Origin of the sequence: Clostridium sp. C8 (assembly GCF_001010885.1) — a bacterium.
Taxonomy (GTDB): Bacteria; Bacillota; Clostridia; order Clostridiales; family Clostridiaceae; genus Clostridium; species Clostridium sartagoforme.
Genome location: NZ_LBMX01000040.1, coordinates 46,056 through 71,724, shown reverse-complemented (window position 1 = coordinate 71,724; position 25,669 = coordinate 46,056). Strand labels below are relative to the sequence as shown.

The 25,669-nt window shown below is 26.9% G+C and carries 23 protein-coding genes and 2 pseudogenes; 3 read left to right on the top strand and 22 right to left on the bottom strand.

Translation table 11 applies throughout. The features are described 5' to 3' along the window. Positions 1 to 52: 52 nt before the first annotated feature. From AAT22_RS05570 to AAT22_RS05530, 9 genes and pseudogenes are all read right to left on the bottom strand, one after another. Positions 53 to 2,938: an ABC transporter substrate binding protein gene (locus tag AAT22_RS05570; RefSeq protein WP_047000526.1), complete on the bottom strand. Its 2,886-nt coding sequence runs from the start codon at positions 2,936 to 2,938 to the stop codon at positions 53 to 55. A gap of 348 nt (positions 2,939 to 3,286) precedes the next feature. Beyond that, positions 3,287 to 4,735 (bottom strand): TrkH family potassium uptake protein, encoded by a 1,449-nt coding sequence (locus tag AAT22_RS05565; protein WP_016208593.1) that lies wholly within the window; start codon positions 4,733 to 4,735, stop codon positions 3,287 to 3,289. After that, a complete protein-coding gene (trkA, locus tag AAT22_RS05560; RefSeq protein ID WP_016208594.1) occupies positions 4,725 to 6,101 on the bottom strand; it encodes a Trk system potassium transporter TrkA in 1,377 nt (458 codons plus the stop codon). The genes AAT22_RS05565 and trkA overlap by 11 nt, the downstream gene beginning before the upstream one ends. Before the next feature lie 315 nt (positions 6,102 to 6,416). Beyond that, positions 6,417 to 6,947 (bottom strand): VanZ family protein, encoded by a 531-nt coding sequence (locus AAT22_RS05555; RefSeq protein ID WP_047000563.1) that lies wholly within the window; start codon positions 6,945 to 6,947, stop codon positions 6,417 to 6,419. 14 nt (positions 6,948 to 6,961) lie between these two features. Then, positions 6,962 to 8,077, bottom strand: coding sequence for a HAMP domain-containing sensor histidine kinase (locus AAT22_RS05550; RefSeq protein ID WP_016208596.1), 1,116 nt, complete (start codon positions 8,075 to 8,077; stop codon positions 6,962 to 6,964). Next, a complete protein-coding gene (locus AAT22_RS05545; protein WP_016208597.1) occupies positions 8,067 to 8,759 on the bottom strand; it encodes a response regulator transcription factor in 693 nt (230 codons plus the stop codon). Before AAT22_RS05545 ends, AAT22_RS05550 begins: the two co-directional genes overlap by 11 nt. Positions 8,760 to 8,779: 20 nt before the next feature. Continuing rightward, positions 8,780 to 9,466 carry a M15 family metallopeptidase gene (locus tag AAT22_RS05540; RefSeq protein ID WP_047000525.1) on the bottom strand — a complete coding sequence of 229 codons (687 nt, stop codon included), beginning with the start codon at positions 9,464 to 9,466 and terminating at the stop codon, positions 8,780 to 8,782. Positions 9,467 to 9,699: 233 nt separating this feature from the next. Next, positions 9,700 to 10,044 (bottom strand): hypothetical protein, encoded by a 345-nt coding sequence (locus tag AAT22_RS05535; protein ID WP_047000524.1) that lies wholly within the window; start codon positions 10,042 to 10,044, stop codon positions 9,700 to 9,702. Positions 10,045 to 10,181: 137 nt separating this feature from the next. Then, positions 10,182 to 10,319: pseudogene (locus AAT22_RS05530) on the bottom strand (cysteine hydrolase); the annotation flags it as partial. A 237-nt stretch (positions 10,320 to 10,556) separates the two neighbouring features. Here AAT22_RS05530 and AAT22_RS05525 point away from each other — a divergent pair. After that, a complete protein-coding gene (locus AAT22_RS05525) occupies positions 10,557 to 10,880 on the top strand; it encodes a hypothetical protein (RefSeq protein WP_016208601.1) in 324 nt (107 codons plus the stop codon). An 84-nt stretch (positions 10,881 to 10,964) separates the two neighbouring features. Here the strand turns inward: AAT22_RS05525 and AAT22_RS05520 are convergent, their stop codons facing one another. Further along, the gene (locus AAT22_RS05520) at positions 10,965 to 11,732 is read right to left on the bottom strand and encodes a glucose 1-dehydrogenase (protein WP_047000523.1); all 768 of its coding nucleotides are present in this window, start codon (positions 11,730 to 11,732) and stop codon (positions 10,965 to 10,967) included. A 172-nt stretch (positions 11,733 to 11,904) separates the two neighbouring features. Here AAT22_RS05520 and AAT22_RS05515 point away from each other — a divergent pair, with 172 nt between their 5' ends. After that, positions 11,905 to 12,369: a GreA/GreB family elongation factor gene (locus AAT22_RS05515; RefSeq protein ID WP_047000522.1), complete on the top strand. Its 465-nt coding sequence runs from the start codon at positions 11,905 to 11,907 to the stop codon at positions 12,367 to 12,369. Between the two features lie 222 nt (positions 12,370 to 12,591). Here the strand turns inward: AAT22_RS05515 and AAT22_RS05510 are convergent, their stop codons facing one another. The 10 genes from AAT22_RS05510 to AAT22_RS05465 all read right to left on the bottom strand — a co-directional run bounded on the left by AAT22_RS05510 (position 12,592) and on the right by AAT22_RS05465 (position 23,592). After that, positions 12,592 to 13,302 (bottom strand): SDR family oxidoreductase, encoded by a 711-nt coding sequence (locus AAT22_RS05510; RefSeq protein WP_047000521.1) that lies wholly within the window; start codon positions 13,300 to 13,302, stop codon positions 12,592 to 12,594. Positions 13,303 to 13,446: 144 nt separating this feature from the next. Beyond that, positions 13,447 to 14,463, bottom strand: coding sequence for an oxidoreductase (locus AAT22_RS05505; RefSeq protein ID WP_047000520.1), 1,017 nt, complete (start codon positions 14,461 to 14,463; stop codon positions 13,447 to 13,449). 71 nt (positions 14,464 to 14,534) lie between these two features. Next, entirely contained in the window at positions 14,535 to 16,067 is a 1,533-nt protein-coding gene (locus AAT22_RS05500; RefSeq protein WP_047000519.1) for a hypothetical protein, read from the bottom strand. A gap of 286 nt (positions 16,068 to 16,353) precedes the next feature. Beyond that, entirely contained in the window at positions 16,354 to 17,538 is a 1,185-nt protein-coding gene (locus AAT22_RS05495) for an aminotransferase class I/II-fold pyridoxal phosphate-dependent enzyme (protein ID WP_047000518.1), read from the bottom strand. 1 nt (position 17,539) lies between these two features. Next, entirely contained in the window at positions 17,540 to 18,625 is a 1,086-nt protein-coding gene (locus AAT22_RS05490) for a M24 family metallopeptidase (protein WP_047000517.1), read from the bottom strand. A 48-nt stretch (positions 18,626 to 18,673) separates the two neighbouring features. Further along, positions 18,674 to 19,984, bottom strand: a complete 1,311-nt coding sequence (locus tag AAT22_RS05485; RefSeq protein ID WP_047000516.1) for a PTS transporter subunit EIIC — start codon at positions 19,982 to 19,984, stop codon at positions 18,674 to 18,676. A 29-nt stretch (positions 19,985 to 20,013) separates the two neighbouring features. Further along, positions 20,014 to 20,352 (bottom strand): PTS lactose transporter subunit IIB, encoded by a 339-nt coding sequence (locus AAT22_RS05480; RefSeq protein WP_047000515.1) that lies wholly within the window; start codon positions 20,350 to 20,352, stop codon positions 20,014 to 20,016. After that, positions 20,349 to 20,675 carry a PTS lactose/cellobiose transporter subunit IIA gene (locus tag AAT22_RS05475; RefSeq protein ID WP_016208612.1) on the bottom strand — a complete coding sequence of 109 codons (327 nt, stop codon included), beginning with the start codon at positions 20,673 to 20,675 and terminating at the stop codon, positions 20,349 to 20,351. The genes AAT22_RS05480 and AAT22_RS05475 overlap by 4 nt, the downstream gene beginning before the upstream one ends. A gap of 11 nt (positions 20,676 to 20,686) precedes the next feature. Beyond that, a complete protein-coding gene (gene ypdE, locus AAT22_RS05470) occupies positions 20,687 to 21,712 on the bottom strand; it encodes an aminopeptidase (RefSeq protein WP_047000514.1) in 1,026 nt (341 codons plus the stop codon). A 14-nt stretch (positions 21,713 to 21,726) separates the two neighbouring features. After that, positions 21,727 to 23,592, bottom strand: a complete 1,866-nt coding sequence (locus tag AAT22_RS05465; RefSeq protein WP_047000513.1) for a PTS sugar transporter subunit IIA — start codon at positions 23,590 to 23,592, stop codon at positions 21,727 to 21,729. Positions 23,593 to 23,853: 261 nt separating this feature from the next. On the opposite strand from AAT22_RS05465, the gene AAT22_RS05460 reads away from it, so the two are divergent. Continuing rightward, on the top strand, positions 23,854 to 24,501 hold the full coding sequence (locus tag AAT22_RS05460; protein WP_047000512.1) for a pentapeptide repeat-containing protein: 648 nt from the start codon (positions 23,854 to 23,856) through the stop codon (positions 24,499 to 24,501). Positions 24,502 to 24,666: 165 nt separating this feature from the next. On the opposite strand, the gene AAT22_RS05455 is transcribed toward AAT22_RS05460, so the two are convergent. Continuing rightward, a complete protein-coding gene (locus tag AAT22_RS05455; protein ID WP_047000511.1) occupies positions 24,667 to 25,305 on the bottom strand; it encodes a nitroreductase family protein in 639 nt (212 codons plus the stop codon). Between the two features lie 75 nt (positions 25,306 to 25,380). Then, positions 25,381 to 25,641: pseudogene (locus AAT22_RS05450) on the bottom strand (ABC transporter ATP-binding protein); the annotation flags it as partial. Between the last annotated feature and the right edge of the window lie 28 nt (positions 25,642 to 25,669).

The window sequence follows — 25,669 nt, the reverse complement described above, 5'->3', positions numbered from 1 at the left end:
ATATATCATAATTGTTTATAAAAATAAAGTGAAGAGCATAAATTTATACTCTTCACTTTATAAGTAATTGAAATTCATCACAAGAAATAGGTTTACTAAAATAATATCCTTGTACTTTATCACATCCCATTTCTTTTAATATATCAAATTGCTCTTTTAATTCTACACCCTCTGCAACTACAATTATATTCATTTCATGTGCAAGGCTAATTATACATTTAACTATTGTTCTATCATGACTACTTAAATGTATATTGTCTATAAATGATTTATCAAGCTTAAGTTTGTTAATTGGAAGTACTCTTAGATAACTTAATGATGAATATCCTGTTCCAAAATCATCTAGGGCAATTTTAGCTCCGATATCCTTTATTTTATTAAGAATCTTCAAATTTTCTTCTATATTACTCATAACTATACTTTCTGTTATTTCTATTTCTAAACATTCTGCAGGTAATTTAGTTCTTTCCAGTATATTCTTTAGCTCATATAAAAAATCATCTTGATGAAGTTGTGCTACTGAAACATTCACAGCTATTGTTATTGGATATAGTCCCATGTCTATCCATTTCTTACTTTGTGTGCAAGTATTCATTAATACCCATTTTCCTATAGATATTATTAATTCTGTTTGTTCTGCTAAAGGTATGAATTCTCCTGGAGAAACATTGCCAAATTCATCACTATTCCATCTTAGTAAAACCTCGGCATTTTCAACTCTACCATCACTTAAGTTTACTTGTGGTTGATAAAGCAACTTGAATTCTGATTTATCAATAGCTCTTCTAAGACCATCTATTAATTGTGATTTTCTTATTATTTCCTTAGACATATCCTCATTATAAAATAAATATCTATTATTTCCCTTTTCTTTTGCTTTATATTTTGCTATATCTGAATTCATAAGAAGCTCATTTTTTGTAAAAGCATCTTTTAAAAAAATACTAATTCCTATACTTACCGTTATAAATATATTTTTTTCTTTTACACTTATTGGCTTTTTAAATAAATCAAGAATATTTAAAGCAAATTTATCTATATCTTCTCTACTTTTTACTCCCAATCTTAATATAAGAAATTCATCAGCATCTAGCTTACATATAAATTCATCAGTATTTAATGTATTTAAAAACATTTTAGAAATATATTTTAATACTTCGTCACCATAATCGTGTCCTAATGTATCATTTATAGATTTAAAATTATCGATATCTACTAAAAACACTACTCCTTTATATCCTTCTTGTAAGTTTACAAGAAGTGCATCGTCAACTTTATCTAAAAACATTTGTTTATTAGGTAATCCTGTTAATTGATCATAAAAAGCTAAGAACTTATTTTTTTCTTCTATATTCTTTCTATCTGTAATATCTGTGATAGATCCAGACATTTTTATTGGAGTATTTTTATCATTTATTAATGCTTTTCCTCTTATTAGAACCCACTTAATTTCATTAAAATTGTTTTTTACTCTACATTCAACTTTAAAATACTCAGATCTCCTATTTAAATGTTCATCAAATAAAGTTGTAACCCTATCTAAATCTTCTTCAATTATTAACTTTTTAAAAGTAACCATTAGATTTTCATTATAAGTTAATTTATATCCAAATAAATCTTCAAACTTATCTGAAATATAATGTTCTTTAGTTATAAAATCATATTCCCATATTATGTCGTTTGAACCATCAACAGCAAGCTTATATCTTTCCTCACTTGCTTGTACCTCATTATATTGCATCTCTAATGATTCCTCTATAGCTGCAAGTTCTTCATAAACAACATTTAACTCATCATAGTTCCTATTTAATTCTTTCTCTGTTATAATACGTCTCTTTATATTTGCAATAAGAATTCCTATTAATATTAATAAAAATATTATTACTCCTATTATTATATGTATTTGCATTTTATAAGAATCATAAAGTGAAAATGGCTTATTTATTATTTTATAATCACTTGGTAATTCCTCTATATTAATTCCATACTTTATTAGAGCATTATAATTAAATATAAATTCACTAATATCTTCCTCTTTAACTTGTATATCCTCAATCTTTTGCCCATCTAATATTTTAATAACCATATCTGCTGCCGACTGTCCTTGGTCATATCCCTTTATGACTTTTCCGCCTATCACTTCTTCGTTTAATAAAAAATCCCAACACACATAAATTGGTACATTAAATTGCGATATGAAATTTTTATTTTTTTCATATGGAATATATTTTCCATCATCAGTTTTAAATTGCCCAATTACTAATATTGCAGTAGTATTATTATCTAATATATATATTTCATCTAATAATTCTTTTGGCTGCATATCTTTATAAAAATAAAAATTGATATCATGCTCTAAATCTACTATTGAATTTCTTACTAATTCTTCATTTATTTTTCCTGTAGTATTATTATCATATACTACTACTACATTTTTAATATCCTTTTGTAAATACATCATACTTAATATTGTTTCTTTTACATTTATTTCTTCCACGATTCCAGTATAATTAGTCTTTCCTTTAAGGATATCTTTGGTAAAGTTATTTACTCCGCAAAATATAACAGGCGTTTTTCCAAATAAGTCTTCTCCATATTTCACCATAAATTCTAATGCATCATTATCCGTACAAATTATCATTTCAAATTTAGTATTTTTATATTTCTCTTTATAAAAATCATATAGCATGTCTATATACATATCACCATTATTATTCTTTAAATCCATATATTCATAATATAAAAATACTTCATTTTTATATTGTAATACATCTTCTATTCCTTCTTGTATATCTTTAACCCACTGTAATTCCTCGCTATAAGAATTTAAAATTAATATTTTTTTATGTGAATCTGCTCTTACCGTCATCTTAAAATAAAAAAACGTACTTAAAAATATTATAAAAATAATAATTCCTTTTTTCAACTTTTCCTCCATAACATCCCCCCTCTCATAATTTTTTTAATTCTAATCTTTCAAAACCCTTTTCCATTCTCATACTTATTTTCTGTTTTTTTCTACAATAAAAAACAGAAAAACTTATGCTTTTACTGATATTTTATTATAATTTTAAATTATTTACTAGTTATAAAATCAAATTATTTATTATGTAATTATTTTATTCTTGTTTTTATTCTAAATATATAAAAATTATTATTCTAATACTCTTAATGTTATTATCATATATAATATTTTCTAAGATTTCATAATAACAGAGAAATATGAAAAATATATGAAGAATAAAAAATCGTAGCTTTCAATAAAATGAATGCTACGATTTTATTCTTAATAAGTTCTTTTCCAAATTGACTTACTAAACATAATTAACATAGGATATATCTCTAATCTACCTGCAAGCATGCAAAAAGATAAAACAATTTTACTTAACTTTGAGAAATTAGAAAAGTTCCCCATTGGTCCTACCATCTCTAGACCAGGTCCTACATTACTTATGGCAGTCAATACTGATGTAATATTAGTAACTAAATCAAAACCATCAAATGAAACTATAAATAAAGCTATTAGATATATTACGCTATACGCTGCTATAAATAATAATACACCTGATATTGTTTCTTCATCTACTACTTTACCATCTATTTTTACACTTTGTATTCTTTTTGGATGAAGTATTTTATCTATTCCACGTCTTACAGCTTTTAGCATTATTACTAATCTTATAGTCTTTATTCCACCAGCTGTTGAACCAGCCATTGCTCCCACTATCATAAGTATCATTATTATAGTTTTACTTAGAGATGGCCACAAATTAAAATCTGTTGTTGCATATCCAGTTGTTGAAATAATAGATGCAACTTGGAATGATGATTGCCTTATTGACAATCCTATATTTCCATTATTAAAATCTATTATGTTTATTGCTATAAACACGATAGATACTAAAACTATTAGCAAGTAATACTTTAATTCTTCATTTTTAAAGAATCCCTTGATATTTCCTTTTATTAATTGAAAATACAGTGAAAAGTTCACTCCAAATATTATCATAAATATTGTAATAATCCATTCAGCTGCTGGATTATTAAAAGCTCCAACACTTAAATTCATATTAGAAAAGCCTCCAGTTCCAGCTGTTCCTAATGCATGTATTACAGAATCATATACTGATAAACCCGATAGTATTAACAGTATAGTTTGAATAATAGTTAACACCAAGTATATAATATATAGTATTTTAGCTGTTTCCCTTATCTTTGGAACAATTTTTCCTGGATTAGGTCCTGGACTTTCCGCTTTTAATAAATGAATACTATTAGATCCAATAGTTGGCACTAATGCTAATACAAAAATCAGAAAACCCATTCCACCTATCCAATGAGTTAAACTTCTCCAAAATAATATTCCCTTTGGCAAAGATTCTACTTCAGTAAGTATAGTTGCTCCTGTTGTAGTAAATCCTGATACAGTTTCAAAAAAGGCGTCTATGTATGATGGAATTGATCCACTAATTACAAATGGTAAGGCACCAAATGCTGCAATAGCTATCCATGCTAGTCCAACTGTCAAAAAGCCTTCCTTTGCGTACATACTTTTATCTTTAATTTTTATATTACGTAACACTAAAGCTACAATTAGTGTAATTGCAATTGTTATTAAAAATGAATTAGCATCTTCACCTGAATAGGTTAAAGCTATTGCAAATGGAAGTAATAAAAGTAATGCTTCATATACTAATACATTACCTATAATTTTTAGAACTATTTTATAGTTCATACCATTTATCACCTCCAGAGAAGATATCATCAATATTTAAAACCTTCATATTCTTAGTTATTATGATAACTCTATCGTTAACTTTTAAATAATCATCTCCAGTTGGAATAATTATTTTATTATTCCTAACAATTGTTGCAACCAATGTATCTTTTCCAAATTTAATATCTTTAAATTTTTCTCCTATATTTTTAGTATCACTATTTACTATAAATTCTATTGCTTCTGCTTTATCATTACATATCCTATATATATTTTCTATGAAACTTTTTTTCTTATTTTTTAAAGCTCTTACGTATCTTAAAATCTTATATGCAGTAACTAACTTTGGATTTACTATAGAATTTATTCCTACAGCTTTTCCTATATCCTTATAATTATCTCTTGTTATTTTTGTTATTACATTATCAACTGATTTATTATAAGCTAAAAGTGATGCTATTATATTGTCTTCATCTCGTCCAGTTAAAGTTATAAAACTATCAACTTCAAGTAAGTTTTCTGATAATAATAACTCCTCATCCATACCATCACCATTTATTATTATAGAATTTGGTAGTAGATCATTAAGTTGTTCACATATTTTAACATCTCTTTCTATTATCTTACAATTCACCCCAGCTTCAGTTATGATTTTTGCAAGATAATATCCTATTTTGCTTCCGCCTACAATCATAGCTCTTTTTACTTTTTTCTTATATTTCCCAAGCTTATTAAAGAAATTTTGTATATCCTTATGTTCTCCTATGACGTATACCTTATCATCCTTTTCAAATATATAATCGCCTCTCGGCATTATGAACTCATCATTTTTCTCAATTCCACAAAAAAGAACATTTCCTCTTATAAATCTTATATCACTTATTTGTTTTCCTTCAAGATCACTATCATCTGATACTTTAAATCCAACCAAGTTAACTTTTCCATCTGAAAAATCATCTATACTACAAACTGATGGATATTTTATTAATTTTGCTATTTCTACTGCTGCAGCCTTTTCAGGATTTATAACTAAATCTATGCCTACTGCTGCTGTTAGTAGCGTTATATCTTCATCATATCCCGGAGTTCTCACTCTTGCTATGGTATGTTTGACTCCTAACTTTTTTGATGCAAGGGAACAAAGCATATTCAACTCATCACTCTCAGTTACAGAAATTAATAAATCTGTTTCTCTTATCCCCGCCTCATTAAGTACTTTAAGACTTGTACAGTTGCCTTTAACACACATTACATCCAAACTATTATTAATATGTTCTAACGCCATATCTTTATTGTCTATAATAGTTATATTGTCCCCGTCTATAGATAGATATTTAGCTAAAGTATATCCTACCTTACCAGCACCAACTATAATGATATTCATTTTATTTCTCCCTTGTAATTCTTATAATATTATTTATAATGTATAATATCACAATTATACATTATAAATAATATTTATCAAGATATTAAAAAATATTATTAGAATCTATTTTTATGTATTTTTATATAAATAGTAAAATATAGTTTCATTTAATAAAGAAAGGTATTTAAAATCTCAATTTATCAAAAGTAAATTTATAAAAATATGAAAATATGAAACTTTTTACAAGCTATAAATTATATAGTTTGTTGTATTAAAAATCCTAGCAAATTATTGCTAGGATTTTTGGGTGATTTATTAGTAATATATACAGTTTTATTTTCTAAATATCCATAGTTTGTTCATCTTTAGTATTAATAAAAATAGAATCATTAAGATAGTTCCTATTGTTGCGATTACATTTATAACTTTGTCTACCTTAACACTGTTTTTCAATATTTTTTCAATACCTATATATATCAATACTCCAATTATTCCACCTAAAGTGTTGTTAATTATATCCGTAATATCAGAAGCCCCAACATTCAATATAAATTGAAATACTTCACATATCAAACTAATTAAGAAAAACAAGAAAATTTTCTTTGCAGTACTCCATCTTTTAAACAAAATTCCTGCATATATACCAAACGGTACAAAAATTACTATATTCATAATAATTTCGCTAAAAGCAAGTTTACCATTTAATATTAAAGGTTCACTAAATGGAATTAAGTTTATACTTCTCATATTTCTTAAAGGAGGTAATTGTACATTAAATTTAAATACTATAATCCAAAATAATGCAATCAAATAAATTATAAATAGTATATTAGTTAACTTATTTATTTTATTATTATCTTTCATATTGTCCTCCATCCTTATACCTCTTGTACTTTTGTTGGTAATCTAACTTCAAATATAGTTTTATAATCATCACTATATGCAGATATAGTTCCATTATGAAGCTCTATAATATTTTTTGTTATTGATAAGCCTAATCCAGAGCCTCCTATATTACTATTTCTTGATTTTTCTATTCTATAAAATCTATCAAATATATAAGGTAACTCTACTGATGGTATAGATTGCCCATAATTTATAATTTGAATTATAGCCATCTCTTTTTCAGCCATTGTAACTATATCAACATAATGTCCATCATGACCATATTTAATTGCATTAGTAAGCAAGTTTTCAAATGCTCTAACTAATTTTTCTCCATCTGCATTAACTATTAACTTATCATTTGAAAAGTCAACTCTTGATTCCATATTTGAATTTTTAAATTGCCACTCAAAATAAGCCACCGCTTGACCTAACAGCTCAACTAAATTAATATCACTTTTATCTAGTTTAATGGTATTATTTTGCATTTTAGTAAGTTCAAACAAATCGTTTATAAGTAAATTTAAGCTTTTTGACTTTTCATATGCTATATTAGCATAATATCTAAGCCTGAGCTCATCTCCATATTTATCACTATCTATAATCTCTAAATATCCCATTATTGAAGTTAATGGTGTTCTTAAGTCGTGTGAAACATTTGTTATTAAGTCGTTTTTAGTTTTTTGTGCTATTCTTTCTTCTACAGTTCTATTTTTTAACTTAGTTGAAATACTATTTATATTTTCCGCTAATACTTTCATATCTCCTTTAAAATTAACTTCTATTGACTTATCTAAGTCTCCTTTGGCTATTATTTCAGTCTGCTCTATTATGTCTACTAAACTTTTAGTTTTTTTATACGTTATTAATAAATAAAAAATTATAAATATTGACACTCCTATGATTATAGCTATAAATCCATCAAAAACCCTATACTTTATAAACCTCCAAAAGGCCCAAATATATTGTACAAATTCATATTCAGTATTTTTATATAGATAATTTAATATTATTTTCAAGATAAAAAACGTTAAGGCAGTTAGGATTAAAGAAATTATTATATCAGCTACTGAAGATAGTATTACTCTATATATCTTATTATTTTTCAATTTTATAACCAACTCCCCATACAGTGTGAATTATTTTATTTCCTTCCATATATTGCTCTAACTTATCTCTAAGCCTACTCATATGTACCATTACAGTATTGTTAGATTGATAATATCTTTCTTTCCATACCTTTTCAAATATTTCTTCTGTACTAAAAACCCTTCCCCTATTTATTGCTAATAAATATAAAATTTCAAATTCTCTTGCTGTTAAAGATACTTCATTATCATCTATTGTTACCTTATGCTTACTTTTATCTATAACCATTGATTCGATTCTTATTATATTCTCCAAGTTTTGAATCTTAGTATTTAAAAAGTATGCTCGTCTAAGCAATGCTTTTATCCTAACTGTAAGTTCTAAATGATTAAATGGCTTACATACATAATCATCAGCACCTGTCATAATTCCTTGTATTTTATCCATATCTTCTGTTTTAGCGCTTAACATAAGTATTGGTATATTATACTTTTGCCTTACTTTCCTACAAACTTCTAACCCATCCATTCCTGGCATCATTATATCTAGAACCATTAAATGAATTTCCTCTTTATCTAATATTTCTAAAGCTATTTCTCCACTACTTGCTTTAAAAACTTCATAACCTTCATTCTTAAGATTTATTTCTAATAAATCTCTTATTTCCTTTTCATCATCTATTACTAAAATATTATTATTCATTTATCCTCCATATTAAATAATTACTTTTCTAAATATTCCTCTAAAGTAATTTTATTTTCATATATATATTTAGCAGCCTCTTCCCCTACATATCTTATGTGCCAAGGCTCATACTCAATCCCTGTTATATCTTCCTTTCCTAAAGGATATCTTATAATAAATCCAAATCTATGACAATTATTTTCAAGCCAATCTCCTTCTTTAGTTCCTTGAATTAAAAATTCATTTTCATTTGTAATATCAATACATAACCCAGTTTGATGCTCACTGAATCCTGGTTTAGCTACATATGATTCAGCATTTTCTAATCCTTGAGATTTTACTCTATTATTAAAAAGATTCTTTTGTGAGTTATATGACCTATATCCAGAATTACCTAATAATATTATACCTTCATTCTTAGCTTCATTCACTAAGTTTTCTAATGGTTTAATAATAACTTCTGAAACATGCTTTTCTTCATTATTTACTAAATTGGTAAATTTTATATTAGGAATAGTTAAATTTTCAGGTTTATAATTTTTACTTAACCCATAATTTTTATTTACTAATAGTAAATAATCATTTGTATTAGCATAATTATTTGTATTAATATTATTTCCATCAAAAAGTAAATCCTTTATAGATAAAATATCATTTTTTGATAAATATAACACTCCAAAACTTATTAAAATAAATATTAGAAATCTCTTTAATTTCCTTTTCATATTTCGCACTCCTCTTCTAACCTTATGGTGCTAATTTTAAATTACACACCTTACAACTCTTATAAAAATTTCTTACGAAACCTTAAGTTTTGTAAAAGATTATTTTGAGGAGTGATTTTTTACAAAATAATAACTGGAGATATCATCTTACAAAAGATAACTTCCAGTTATTATTAGTCCTTTTACTATTAATTAATAATCCTTCAAGAGCCTTTATCCAATAAGTATTTTATCTAGTAATAAGGATAGTATGGATATGGAGGTGCATAGAAAGGATATGCTAATAATGATAATGCTGCTAAATTACCAAGAGGAAATCTTCTTCTCCTAAAACGCCTATATCTCCTTCTAGGACGTCTATAGAAATCTCTTTGTTGATTGTTATGTTCATTATCATCTTGCTCCATAACATCTTCGCCCACTAGAACCACAATACTATCATTATCAACATCTTCAATTATTCCATCCACCACACTCCCATCTGTCATTGTTAGAATACTATGATAATATAAATTTTTTTTACATTGATCATATAAAGGTTGTAAGTCTCTATAGTAATCAATTCTTTCTAAAGTCACTTTTTAACCAACTCCTTTCGTATTTATAGTATTCATTTATAAGATTAACTGTCCCATATAGTAATAAAATATTTTAAAAAATGACTAATACCCTTATCTAATTAATAAGTTTACTAGTCATTTTTATAACATTATATTTATCTATTTACTACCTTACCCTGTAATCCTTCTATTACATCTAAAGTCTTTTCATGTAATGATTCATTAAAGCTAGCACAAAGACTTCCATCAACTACTATCTCTACATTTCTAAATTGTGACTGAAACATAACCACTAATAACTTTTTCATCTCAAACTCCTTCCTAATACTATAAGCTTTATTATTTTCAAGTATTGTATATACCATTGATATTTCTTTAATAATATTATCTTATTATAATAAATTTATAATAAATATATTTATTATAATAATGAAGATAGTTACATAAAATTTCAACTAATAAGAACTTTAAGCAAACATTTTACATATTATAAATTATAATAAAACAACTTTATTCAAGAGGTGCTTAATATGAAAACAACAAAATTCTTCTATAATGTAAATAGAATTGTCGTTAGACCTGGACTTGAATCTTCTTATATAGATTTTAGTAAATCATTAAATAGATATCTTCTAAAGGAATATCCTAGATATTATGCAGGATTACAACTTTATCAGGATAATTCTATCAGTAATATATTTTATGTTGTTGCGTCTTACTACGATGTACCTGGAGTATATAAAGCTGCAAAGTTAATTGGTGATGATATAAGCTGTATTTATGATAAGAAATGGGGTTCTTCTGTTGAACGAACTTCTCTTTTTTCATTCCTCAACTGCAAAAGAATATTCTAAGATAAATTACGAAAATATAGGGCGATTAATCGCCCTTCTTATATTTTGCAAAGAAAAATAGTTAGAGGTAAATCTTTATCTACTTTAAACTATTGATAATCCTCCATCTACCACAATATGTTGTCCTGTAACATAACTGGATGCGTCAGAAGAAAAATATAAAATAGTTCCATTTAATTCACCCTTTTTAGCAGGTCTAGATGCTGGACAAAGCATATTATAGCTCTTTAAAAATTCTTGAGATTTAAATAATGTATCTTCTGTCATTTCTGATTCAAATAAACCTGGACAGATAGAATTTACTGTTATTCCAAATTTCGCATAAGATGCAGCCATACCTTTTGATAATCCTAAAACGGCTGCTTTAGATGCATTATAAGAGTGTCTAATAAATATATCACTTTTATCTGCTAATAACGCATTAATAGAACTTATATTAACTACTTTACCGTAATTTTGATTTTTCATAATTGGAATAACATACTTACTAACTAAATAAATACCTTTTACATTAGTATCCATACTCTTATCCCAATCTTCTTCACTAAGAGTATCTACACCACCACGTACAGCTATTCCTGCATTATTCAGTAAAATATCAATTCTTCCAAACCTATTAATAATAGCTTCTACTGCTGTTTTAATTTCTTCTTCCTTAGTAACATCACATTTAAGAGCAATAGCCTTTACTCCTAAACTTTCAATTTCTTTAGCTAAGTCCTCTATTTTCTCAGCTCTTCTTGCTAATAAACATACATTAGCCCCTTCTTTAGCATATGCAATTGCTGCATCCTTTCCAAGCCCACTTGAAGCTCCCGTAACAACTGCAATTTTCCCCTTTAATTCGAACACATTTATACCTCCCATAATTTTAATTTATTCGTACATTATATTATATATTTGCTTCTTGCAAAAAAGTCTTAATTATAGTTTGTATCAATATTTCTTTTTTTATAAATAATCTTTTCTTTTTACATATATATTATATAATATTAGCATGATATCTTTTGAGGGGGGTAATTTTATGAATAATACATTAACTGAGGAAAACATAAAAAAGCTAAGAGAAGAATTAGAATATAGAATGACAGTGAAAAGAGCTGAAATTGCAAAGGAAAAGGCAATAGCAGCTGCACATGGAGATAGATCAGAAAATGCTGAATATAAGGAAGCTTGTGCAAATTATAGAGAAAATGATAATAGAATCCAATACTTATTAAATATGATTTCAACAGCAACTGTTGTAGATGATGAAAAATTTGATAAATGTGCTTTAGGAATTAATAGTAAAGCTAAAATTAAATTTGTTGAAGATGATTTTGAAGATGTTATAACTTTAGTTACTGTTATGGACTCAGACCCTGAAAATATGTGCATAAGCATAGAGTCAGATTTAGGCTTAGCTCTAAAAGGCAGAAAAGTTGGAGACATTGTTGAAGTTGCTGCTCCTGAAGACAAATATACTGTTGAAATATTAGAAATTTTATAATACAGAAAAGTACCTATAGCACAATAGTTTTAAATTGCGAAGCAATTTATATAGTTCACAGCGCACAGTTCACAGTTCACAGTTTTTGGAATAAAGTAACAGGGAACAGGTTATGATATAAATTGCAAAGCAATTTATAAATGAAAGAATGAAAAAATTAAAACAACTGTGCACTGTGCCTTGTGAACTGTGAACTGAAAAATGCTTCGCAATTTATTACAATTATTCTTCATAGATCATCTTTTTAGTCATTCCGCCATCTACAATTATATTGGCACCATTTATAAAATCACTATCTTCTTCACATAAAAATAAACACGTTCTTAATATATCACTTGGCTTTCCTACCCTTCCTGATGGATGCTGCTTATGATCTATTTCTCTAAGGTATTCATAATTATCTACTTGTATCCATCCTGGACTTATAGTATTTACAGTTATAGGTGTATTTGATAAAGATATAACTAGACTATTTGTTAATGAAACAATTCCACCTTTTGAGGCTCCGTATGCTTCCCAATCAGCTTCATTTTGATTATATCTAGTTGAAGCTATATTTATAATTCGCCCAAAATTCTCTCCCTTATTTGCTTTTACAAATTCTTTACAACAAATAAAGCTACCTCTTAAATTGGTATTTATAACATTATCAAATTCTCCTACATTTATATCAAATATAGATTTACTATATGAGCTTATTGCTCCATTATTTATCAATATATGAATAGACCCATATCTTTCAATAGCCTTAGAAAAAACATCTTTTACTTCACTTTCATTTTTTAAATCAGCTCTATAAAAATCAATGTTTTCATCATTGTATTTAACATCTAAAATATCAATTGCAATTACTTTATAGCCTTTATCAGCAAAACCTTTTGCTAAGTGGTATCCTATTCCCTTTGCAGCTCCAGTAATTAATGTAACTTTCATATACCAATACACCGCCCTATTAGTTTCATAACTTTATAGTACTAAATCAAAATATAAGCATATTCATCTAGACCAATACTATTAAATTTAAAGTCAAAATATATTTAATATAATAAATTTAACTCTCTCTCTACAATGATTATCTTACTTTAAATTCTTTATTCCTTCTTCCAATATCCTTAATTGTAGTAGTGTTTGTTCATCTGTTATAGTTTTATTTTTATTATTTACTATTGCTTCATATAAATCATCATATACTCTTCCATAATCACCTTTAACAGATTTAACTTTTTCCTCATGAATTGTTCCTTCATCATCTATATATGTTAATGTTCCATAATGATTAAAAGAATCTACTCCAAAGTCCTTATTTGTTGGCATATAAAACATCTTTAAATGCTCTTCTTGACGATCCTTAGTTTCTTTTACAAAACATCCTTTTTTCCCATATAAAACAAAACTAGGTCTTTCTTTTATTCTAAAATAACTAGATTTTACAGATATTTTTAATTGCCCATAATATAAATCTAAATCAAAATAATCGTTCATTCTGCCTGTTCCTAATAATTGTCTAACATCATAATTAATTTTATCAGGCTCACCGAAATAGCTTATAACTTGATCTAATGTATGACAAGCATGACCATACAAATATGAATCATATGGTGAAAAACTATTAGTTGATTCTGGTACCTCTGGGCGATAATAATCAAAATGCATTTCAAGTTCTAGTAATTCTCCAAGTTTTCCTTCTTCTATTACCTTTTGTACCGTTAAAAAGTCACTATCAAATCTTCTATTTTGATATGCTTGAATTATTAGACCTTTTTCCTTTGCTAAATCAAATATTTCTTTTGCTTCATCATAAGTTTTCATAAATGGCTTTTCAACTAAACAATGTTTATTATGCTCTAATACTAATTTTGCATAATCATAATGACTATCTTGTCTTGTACAAACTACTATTAATTGTATATCCTTATCATTTAATAATTCATCTACATCTGATGTATAATTTACTTCATTTATTCTATCCCAAGATTCATTTTTAGGATTTCTTTGATATATTGTCTTTATATTTATATTTTTTCTTTGTAAAACAAATGGCAAATGATATCTATTAGTACTTTTCCCATTTCCTATATAACCAATTGTAAGCATATTTCTCCTCCACAAAATTTATATTTTATTGACATTATACCATTTCATTTAAAAGCTGCTATATTTTATACTTATTCTCTCTCCTTCTTAACTTCTTCAATATACTCCCATGTTACTCCCTTATCTTTTGATTGATATAATGCACTAGAGTTCCCATTATAATCTCCATCAGAGCCTTGCCCAACTAACAAATTAAGAACTCCATTTTCTTCATAAGGCATCTCAGGAAAATCAAATGGAGATATAGCACTGCCATTATTAAGAGTTACATCTATTTTAGGAATATCTATTACTTCAAAAGATATTCCTCCATCTTCAGAACGATATAATTCAGCATAGCTACCGCCGCTATGAGATAAAGCTATAAATCCAAGATTTTCATATATAAAGGTTAATCCTGATGCTCCTCCACCTCTTCCCATAAATGGATCTTCATTTATAATATCCCATGTAGATCCCCCGTTTTTAGTTGCTTCTAAAGAATAAAATCTACTCCCTGCTGCTGCTCCAACAACTCTTAATTTATACCGAATACTGTCAGATAAATAGAATTCTTTATCTTCACTATTTTCTGTACTTGATGGTTTTCTATTTTCAGTTTTATTTAGATTATCGTTTTTTATATTATTTAAGTCTTCTACTAAGTTATATCTAACGGGAATGTATATATCCTCTTTTCCTGGTACATATACTGAAACTGTATAGCCTATTATTTCAGAAGATATTTCTTCTGGTAGCTTTGTATTTCCTTCCGAATCTATATAAATAATTCCTTCTTTGTTAAAACCAAAACTTCTCTTTCCATAATAAAGAATACCATATTGATTTTCATTCCAATTACTTACCGTTTCCTTAATGGGAATAACTTTCATTGTGTTAATTAATGGTTCTAAAAGCTTATCTTCATTAAAATCTGCATTAATATAACCATTTAAATATATATCAATCTTTTTAGATTTATTAATATCATAAGAAATTAAGTAACTTTCTAATTCATCTTTATCATTTTTCCCATAAAAAAATCCATAAAAAGAAGTAATTTCTCCATCTGTCTCAAAATCGAGACTAAAGTACTCAGAAATATATAAAGTTTTGGGCATATTAATCTTGTTATTAATATCATTGAATAATCCTTCTATACCATCTTCATATATATTATTATGTTCAAGTTTTATTTCTTTTTTGTGGCCTAAATCATGTAAAACCCATGAAAGCTTCCCTCTAAAGTTTGTTGCACTACTATATATTTTGACTCCATAAAATATGGTTGTAATAACCATAATAACTATAGCTATATATGTCCATATAGTTTTAAAAGAAAATTTACACCATTTATTTTCACTAATATAAATAAATGTATCATCATCTATAGGATACTGTTGAGAAAGAATAGGTTTCTTTTTAACAGCAATTATTAAATATATAATGCAAGCCAAAAAGAATAACATACATATAATTAAAATTGTAATATTATAATCAACTCTTCCAAACCTGCATAAAGTATATAATTCATACAATGATATCCAATATACAAGTACAAATATTGGATTAGTTATTATAGATAAAAGTGTACTAAGCCAAATCATTCGTTTATATTTTTTCATTTTAATTTTATGTCTCCTTATAAATTATTAATACAAATAAATTATACACTATTTCCCAACAATTTAAGTGAATTATTTTAAACCTATAAAATAACTTAATCTTATATTAAGCATCAATATATCTATGATTCCATTTTATTATAATTAATATAACATTTAATTGATTTCTATATTAATTTATTATGCTGAGTAATATTAAGTTTTGTACAAAAAGCTCCTTGACTATATACAAAAATATAATCAAGGAGCTAAAATTTAATTATACCATTTCAATTAATCTTTACTGTTATTGTTTGTAAGAATTATAAAGATAATCAAAACTCTTTTTGAATCTTTCCATTCCAATTTTAAGCTTAGATAGTGTACATCCACAATTTAAACGAAGGTATTTTTCTCCTCCATAAACTTCGCCCTTCATTATTCCAATTCCACCAACATTTACTAAAGCCTCTTGAATTTCATCACTGGAAAAAGGAACTTTTCTGCAATCTATCCAGGCTAAATATGTGCCTTCTGGTTTTGTAAAAACTATATCTTTAAAGTTTTCTTCTATAAAATTCTTAACATATTCCATGTTTTTATCTACATATTCAATAAGATCTTTTACATAATAATCACATTCATTATATGAAATCATTGTAGCATACATTCCAAGAATACTTACTGAATTCAAGAAGTCTTTACTTCTTGTTTGTTTGATAAATTGTTCATATATTTTTTTATCTGGAATTATTGCGTAAGATCCAATTAAGCCTGGATAATTGAATGTTTTGCTTCCTGATGATACTAAATATATATCATTATATTCATTTAAATATGAAATAATAGGTGTATGTTTATTTCCTTTAAAAACTATATCACTATGAATTTCATCACTAATTATCTTTACATTATATTTCTTACAAAGATTTATTATAATGCTTAATTCATTTTCTTTCCACACTCTTCCTGTTGGATTATGAGGTGAACATAATAATAAAACCTTGCAAGTTTTAATTTTATTTTCAAATTCATCTATACTAAAATAAAAGTTTCCATTATCATTATATAATTGAATTTTTACTAATGTCCTTTTATTTTCTTCAATGACATTAAAAAATGCATCATACATAGGATTAAATGTTGCTATTTTTTCTCCTTCTTTGCATAACATCCTAATTAATACTGCTACTGAATACATAACTGAAGGGCTGTATAATATCCAATCTAGATTTACATCACAATTAAATTTTTTTATATAATGGTTGGCTATAGCTCCCTTAAAGTCATCATGATTCCACCTAGAATATCCATAAATCTGATGTTCTAACACTTTATTTAATTTTTGGTACACTGGTAATGGCACCTTAAAATCAGTATCTGATATAGAAAAAGGAATTAAATCCTTTTTATTAAAACGATCTTGAATATAGTCCCATTGAGTACAATATGTATTTAGACGATTATTTTCTTCATCAAAATTATGCTTCATATTATTCCTCCAAAATTATCATTTCTTTAGTTGTATTATTAAGTGGAACCCCTATCCCATCTTTAATTAAAACATCATCCTCTATACGTACTCCCCCTAAACCCGGTATATATATTCCTGGTTCGCATGACATTATCATATTGTCTTTTAAGATAACATTAGAACTTTGATTTAAATATGGTTGCTCTGCTCCATCCCCAATTCCTATTCCATGACCAAGTCCATGATTGTAGTATTCACCATACCCTGCATTAATAATTATATCTCTTGCTACCTTATCTACATCTCTAGATAAAGCACCTGTCTTAATTGCATCTACCCCAGCCTTTTGAGCTCTCTTAACAGTTTCATATATGTTTTTTATTTCCTCACTTGGTTCTCCTATAAATATCATTCTAGTCATATCAGATTGGTAGTTCTCATACTCTATTCCAAAGTCTATCATTATTGGTTCATTAGAATTTATTTTTCTATCTGTAGGCCTTCCATGAGGAAGTGCAGTCCTAGGGCCTGATGTAACAATTGTATCAAAAGACATTTTATTAGCACCTGAAATTAATGAGTAATATTGTATCCATGCATTGATTTCTCTTTCACTAACTCCAACCTTAATATGCTTTAAAACCTTGGAAAATATATCATCTGTAATTTTACAAGCCTTTTTTATTACATCTATTTCATGTTTATCTTTTAAAATTCTTACCTCATTAAGTTCTTCTTCAATAAGAAATACACTAAAGTTATAGTTCTTAAGTTTTTCATAATCAGTTATTGAATATGCGCTAGCTTCTATCCCTAAAACCTTATAATTATGTTCATTCATAATATTATTTATAATATCAAAATGTGACTTTTGAGATTTTGCTGGTGTGTTTTCTATTATTTCAAAATCACTTTCTTTTTCTTTTACTTCCTCTACATATCTTCCATCCAATATAGCGTATGATTTATCTTTTGTTATAAAGAGATGTATCCCACTCCCAGTCACAGTATCTAAATACTTCTTAATTGTTTTGGATTTTATTAAAGCTGCATCAATATTTAGTATATTAAGAAGCTCTTTTATTTTATTAATATGTTTAGCCATAATATCCTCCTCTAATCTTAAAGGGGAAGCTTAACTTCCCCTTTATTTTTAAAAATCTAAGTCATCTAAAAGTGCTTGATCTTCTTCTGATATTTTTGATTCTTCTACTGAATCTCTTACTGTTTCTTGTTTTTCATATAACTTGAAGAATGGATACCATATTAGTACTGATCCTATCATTTGTAATGCATTTACAACTATTGTTACCCAGTCTCCATTAACTAAAAAGCCTTCTAAAAATACTCCAACATATGGAGGGTTAAAAAATGGTTTTGCTAAAATTCCAGCCCACATTAAAAATGCTGGGAATGTTCCTAAAATAGTACCACCTATAACATATGGTAAGAAAAATGTTGGATTAAGTACTATTGGTGCTCCAAATAATATAGGTTCATTTATACCAAATAAAGCTGGTATTATAGATACTTGTCCTACACGTTTATATGCTTTGTTTTTTGATAATAAGAACCAAAATACTAAACCAAAGGTAACTCCTGTACCTGTGAAGTTTGCAAAAGCACTAGTCATACCTCCTGTATAAAAGTGAGGTAATGCTTGCCCACTAGCCATAGCTTCAATATTTTCTGCTAAAAATTGAGCTGCTATTGGTGCTGTAATTGGTGATAATACTGATGGATGTATTCCGAAAAAGAATAATAAACAACTAAGAAAAGTAATGAATACGAATACAAATGGATTATCTAATGATCCAACTAATGGTGCTAAGAATCTTGTTAAAACTTCTGGAGGTAATACATCAAAAATTGCTAAACTAGTAAATCTGATTGCTGCAAAAACTCCAACTATAATTACTGTTGTTGGTATTAATTCAAAAGATCTTGAAACAAAATCTGGTACATTTTCTGGCATACGTATTGTGAAGTTTTTCTTCTTACACCAATGATATAATTGAACTGCTATAATACCTGAGAGCATTGCCATAAATAACCCTTTAGTTCCTAGATACTTTATACTCATACCTCCATCTTCAGTGAAAGTAAATGTAAGTAAAAGAAATCCAACGGCACCTAAAACCATACATCCTGGAACGTATAATTTATAATGCTCACCTAAGAAATAAGTAATACATAAACAGACATATAGGCCCATCATACCTATTGTAAGATAAAATGGTAAGTAGAAATTGTCCATATTGTTTACTATGAATTTACCTATACCTGTTTCTACACCAATCATATTAGCAATTGCTTCTGGAATCAAACATAAGCTACCTATAATTAATATCGGAGTCATTGCTACCATTGATTTTTTAATTGCATTTAGATGTGGTTGCTTATCCATTTTTCTTGCTATTGGAGTTAGATATTTGTTCATAAATGCTTCAAATGCTTTAAACATAATTTTCTCCCCTTTTATTATTTATTAAATTATTGTTTATTATCCAGTTGAGCTTTTCTATAAGCAAGTAAGGCCATCTTAAATGCTGTTGCTCCATCCATTTTCCCGTAAGTATCTTGGTCTATGACTGTATACGGAATTTTTTTTGGATCAATAATCTTTTTGATATAATCTAGTTTGTGTGCAATTTGTGGCCCAACCACAACTACATCACAATTATCTGCCTCATGTTCTAACAAATCTACTGGAATTGCTACAAATTCAAAATCCTCTTCATTTAACTTTTTACTTGCCCTTACTGTTTTTTTCATACTGTCCATTAACATTGTAGTTGAAAAACCACCTGCGCAACATAATACTATTCTCATTTTTTAACCTCCTTAGATTCAAATACATCTATTATTTTTTCTATAAGATCTCTCACAAGTTGTGAAGACATATAATGATCTTGAGCATGTACCATAAGTAAACTTACTGGTAATTTTTCTCCATCATCTTGTGAAAGCTCCTTTCTAATTAATTCAGTCTGAGCTTTATGAGCCTCAAGATCGATATCTCTTGCTTCCTTTAAAAGAGCTCTTGCTCCTTCGTAGTCAGACTCCTGGATTTTCTGAAAAGCTTGGAATGCCTTTGCTTTACTATCTCCTGCTGCTGATATAATTTGTAATATTTGCATTTCTAATTCACTCATCTTTACCCCTCCTATTCGTAACTTGAAATATTGCTATATTCTTCTTTGGTAAAAGCTTCTATTATATATATGATTAAATTTATTAAACCTTCAACATCCCTTAAATCAGTCATTGAATAACTTCCATGGCAATATCTTAAAGGTATTCCAAGTACAATGCTAAGTTTCCCTCCATTACTTAAATGTGCTTGAGCTGCATCTGTACCGCCACCACTAAACATATCACATTGAAAATCAATATTATTATCCTTTGCCATTTTTTTGATCCATCTAAGTAATTTTTTATTTGGTATCATTGTTTTATCATAATGAACTATCATACACCCCTTTGATATCTGGCGTTGATTAGTATAATTTCTGACTAAATCTGGTGCACAAGCTACATCAATTGCAAATATAATATCTGGATTTATTTTATCTGCACAACACTTTCCACCTCTTGTACCAACTTCTTCTGAACTTGTAAAACATAAATATATATCATTTTCATGATTAATATCCTTTAGTTTTTTATCTACCTCCTTTAAAACATAACACCCAACTCTATCATCTAAAGCTTTTGCCATTAGTATATTTTTATTTATCATTTCACTTTTGCTATCAAAAGTAACCATATCCCCTACATTTATTCCTAAATCTAAAACTTCTTCTCTACTGCTTAATCCAATATCAACATAAAGGTCTTTTACCTTATGATTTTCATCAAAAGAGCAATTCATTAAACCTTTAATTTTAACTCCATCATCATTAGTAATGATAACCTTTTGAAAAGATTTTGCAGAATCTTTAACTCCACCAATGCAAATTACATTTATCATACCAATGTCACTAATACTCTTTACCATAAAGCCAACTTCATCCATATGTGCACAAAACATTAATTTAGGACCATTTCCTTTGTGATTTACAATCATGCTTCCAATTCCATCATAAGATATTTCTCCTATAATATTTTTTGAAAGTATATCTCTAATCTCTTGTTCATTAGATGCTATTGAATCTACCTCACATATTCTTTTTAATAAATCTATATCCAAATGTGTATCACCTCCTACATCTTTTTGCTTATTAATGCTATAAACTCCTTGAAGCTATTTACTTTCAATATATCTTGTATCATTTTTTTATCATTCATAATTTCAAATAAATCTCTTGTAATTTCTTTATGTAACTCTAAATTTTCTTTTTGAAGAGAAACCATAAATATTACATTTATTTTTTTGTTATTAAATTTAATTGGATTCTTTAATATATTTATAAAAACTATATCTTTATTTCCTATCATTTCAATTGGATGGGGTATTGCAACCCCATTTAAATAAACTGTTGAAGAAAAAGATTCTCTCCTTAAAACTAAATCAGTATAGTTTTTTCCTCCAACACCATCTTCTTCAATTTTCTTAGCCATACTTTCTATAGTCTTTATATAATCTTTTTCATTTTCAGATATAATAAAGTAACTTGGATTAAAAAAGCGTTTAATATAATAATCTTTAGTTTTACTTATAAATACCTTATCTATTTTATCTAAACTTACTAATTGCTTTATTTTCAAAATATCATAATCATCTAAAAGTTCTTTGATATATATTAAAGGCACTTGAAGATTTGAGGTAATCTCAATAGTAGCAAATATGATATCTGGATTATATTCTTCTAGTTCTTTTAATTGAACTATTGAAAATGTCTCTATTTTAGATATATTAAATAAACTGCTTAACTTGAGTTTAGTTAAATACGCGCTTCCCCCTCCTGATGAACAGACAATTGCAATTTTATTATATTTCTTAAGCTTATTTGTAAATTCTTTTTCCATATGCACCGCAAAATGAGTAGTTATGAAGCCTATTTCATCTCGTGTTGGTTTAATTCCATATTTTCTTTCTAGCATTTCTCCAAATGAAATTGCCATATTAAATATTGAAGCATACTTTATAGATAGTTCATCTACAATTGGGTTAGTATAAGCCACTTTAAATTTAAGTCTGTTTATTAGTGAATTTATATGAAGTGTTAGCAATCTTTTAAAATCTTCATCCTTATTAAATGATGTGTTATTTTTTTCATCTAGCTCTTGCAAAAATTCACATATATCAGATGGTAACTGTTTTAAATCTTCAAAGTCTTCTTTTTCTTTTTTAGTCTTCATGTTTATCAGTTTATAAAGTTCTTTTTTATCTTCTTCAGAAAATCCTACATTATATTTTTCTTTCATGGCAAGCTCTAAATTATTCTGTTTATCTTTTATTAGTAACTTCTTATATTTCAAATTAATATATATGGTTATTTTTAACCAAGCTAATATTTCCTTTAGTTCTGAATAATCGATTATTAAATTTTCTTTCTTTATTTCATCAATTAATGCTTTTTTTATATACGTAAATTCCTGACCAATACTTTTATCAATATATTTCCTAATAACTTCATTTTCTTTTAAATAAAGATTAACAATTAAATCTTTTCTTTGTTCTAAATATTCATTAATTTTTACTCCATAGTGAGCCTTTCTTTCTACTGTAAGATTATATTCCTTTAGATAATTATCAACATCTACCTTAAATTTGTTTATTAAAGACTTACTGCTATTAAATTCTTCAACTATCTCTTCAATTGTTATGTAACTTTCCTTTAATGCTATATATGCTGATATATTTTCTACAGTTACTTTTGGTTTATTATCCATTCTATTTAAATCTTTAATAAAACTTTTTAACTTTTCTTCGTTTGTTATCTCTATAAGATATCCTTTTCCTCTTTTTTTCATTAGTATAAAACCTTTTTCTAATGAAATATTTGTTAAGTATGAAAAGTCATTTTGTAGTGTCCTTTTGGAAACAGAATATTTATCAATGAAATATTCTATAGTTAAATATCCATTAGCTTCTATCAAATCATTGATAATATTAAGTTCTCTCATAAGTACACCTCCTATTTTAAATTTATTGGGTTATCGTTTTCACAATATAAGAATACAACAATTTATTAATATACAAAAGATTATTAATTGCATCATATTGTGCAAATTATATTCTAACTGGAAATTATTTGGACCCCAGGGGTAAAAAAATATATGTTTATATTAATTAGTAATAATCTCAACAATATGTTAATATTAAATATGCTAAACAAAAATAAAATAAATTTTATGATATCCAAATGGATTTAGATGGAGGCAATAATGGCTGTAAACCAAAGAACAAAAAGAAATTTTCATTATAATAATATAGAAAAGAAAGATAAAAACTTTATGTATCAAAATCTTGAAGGAAGCAATTGCTATAATTGTAATTTTGCTGGTTCAAACTTTGATTATGTAAATTTTAGAGGAGCACACTTTAAATCATCTAGCTTTATGAAATGTAGTTTTAAATGGTCTGAATTTATAGGAACAAACTTTAGAAAGAGTAACTTTAAAAATGCAATCTTTGAAAACACCATATTTGATTCTGTTAAATTACAAGATGTTGACTTTAAGGATGCAAAATTTGTAAATACTATATTTGTATCAACAGATATAAGTAAAGCTAAAAATTTAAATATTAATAATCCTGAAATAAGAATTTTTGATGAAATGCCTACAATAGAAATAAGTGAAGATCTTAAAAATGCAGCTTTTGCTACCTTCAGCAATAAATATATAAAATCTTCAAGGCTTCTAGATACAAAAGAAGGAGCACTTAATTATTTAAACATTATGATTCTTTTAGAAAATTTTGATGAAGAAACATTAATTAAAGGCTTGAATTTTATCACTGCTGAAGTAGATAGAGACTTCTATACACTAAGCTATATAATAAAACTTATTAAAAACATGCCAATATCTTAGTATTAATAATTTTATTTATTATGGTGATAATGTTATCTTCTTTTTAGTTAATAAAAAAATAAACCTCCTCTCATGTAAGGTTATTAACTTTACATAAGAGGAGGTTTATTATAAAGACTATTTATTGGTTTATATTTACTATTTCTAATAAAACACTCTTTATCACTAGTCTATAAATGTTATAACTTCTTCTAATGGCTTACGAGAAGGCTGTTTTGGCGTATTATCCTCAGCTACCCCCAAGGCAATCATAGACATAAGTTCATATCCTTCTTTCTTAAAATCAATTAAATTCTCTATATCACTTTTTGCATGTGTAGGTCCTGTCATGTAGCAACTTCCATATCCCATTTCTGTTGCTGCTAACAATATATTTTCTACTGCTGCTCCTATTCCTTGAGCTGCTGATTGTGGTGATAATAATATATCTAAAATTTCTTTTGGTGCATTATTTTCTTTCAATATACTATATTCTATCATTTTATATTCACTGCCGTATACTAATATAACTACAGGTGCATCCTTAAAGCATGTATAATAATTTATCACACTCATATGTTTTTTGAAATCTTTTTCGTTTTTTGCAAGTTGTCCAATTTTTTTATGACTTTCAGTCACTATTTTTGCCATTTCACCTATTACTTCTTTATTTTGTAATACAACAAAGTGCCAGTTTTGTTGATGCTTTGGAGATGGTGCATAGGTTCCAGCTTTTATTATCTCTAATATATCATCCTTTTTAACTGGTATATCTTTAAACTGTCTTACACTTTTTCGATTATAAATAAAACTCAAATTTGTCATTAGTTACTTCTCCTTATAAAGTTTAATACTAAAGAAATTATAAATAAAAAGGTTTTTTAAGTCAAATTTATAACTTTAAGATTTTTTGAATTGAGTATCATATAATTTCTTATAAAGTCCACCTTCCACCAGCAAATCTTCATGCTTTCCACTTTGGACTACTCTCCCATCTTCAAAAACCAAAATATTATCTGCTGATAAAACTGTAGATAATCTATGAGCAATTACTATGCTAGTTCTACCTTTTAATAATGGAACTAAAGCTTTTTGTATATACATTTCTGAAACAGAGTCTAAAGAAGATGTTGCCTCATCTAAAATAAGAATTCTAGGATTGTTTAAAGTTCTTTGAAAAATAAATGAC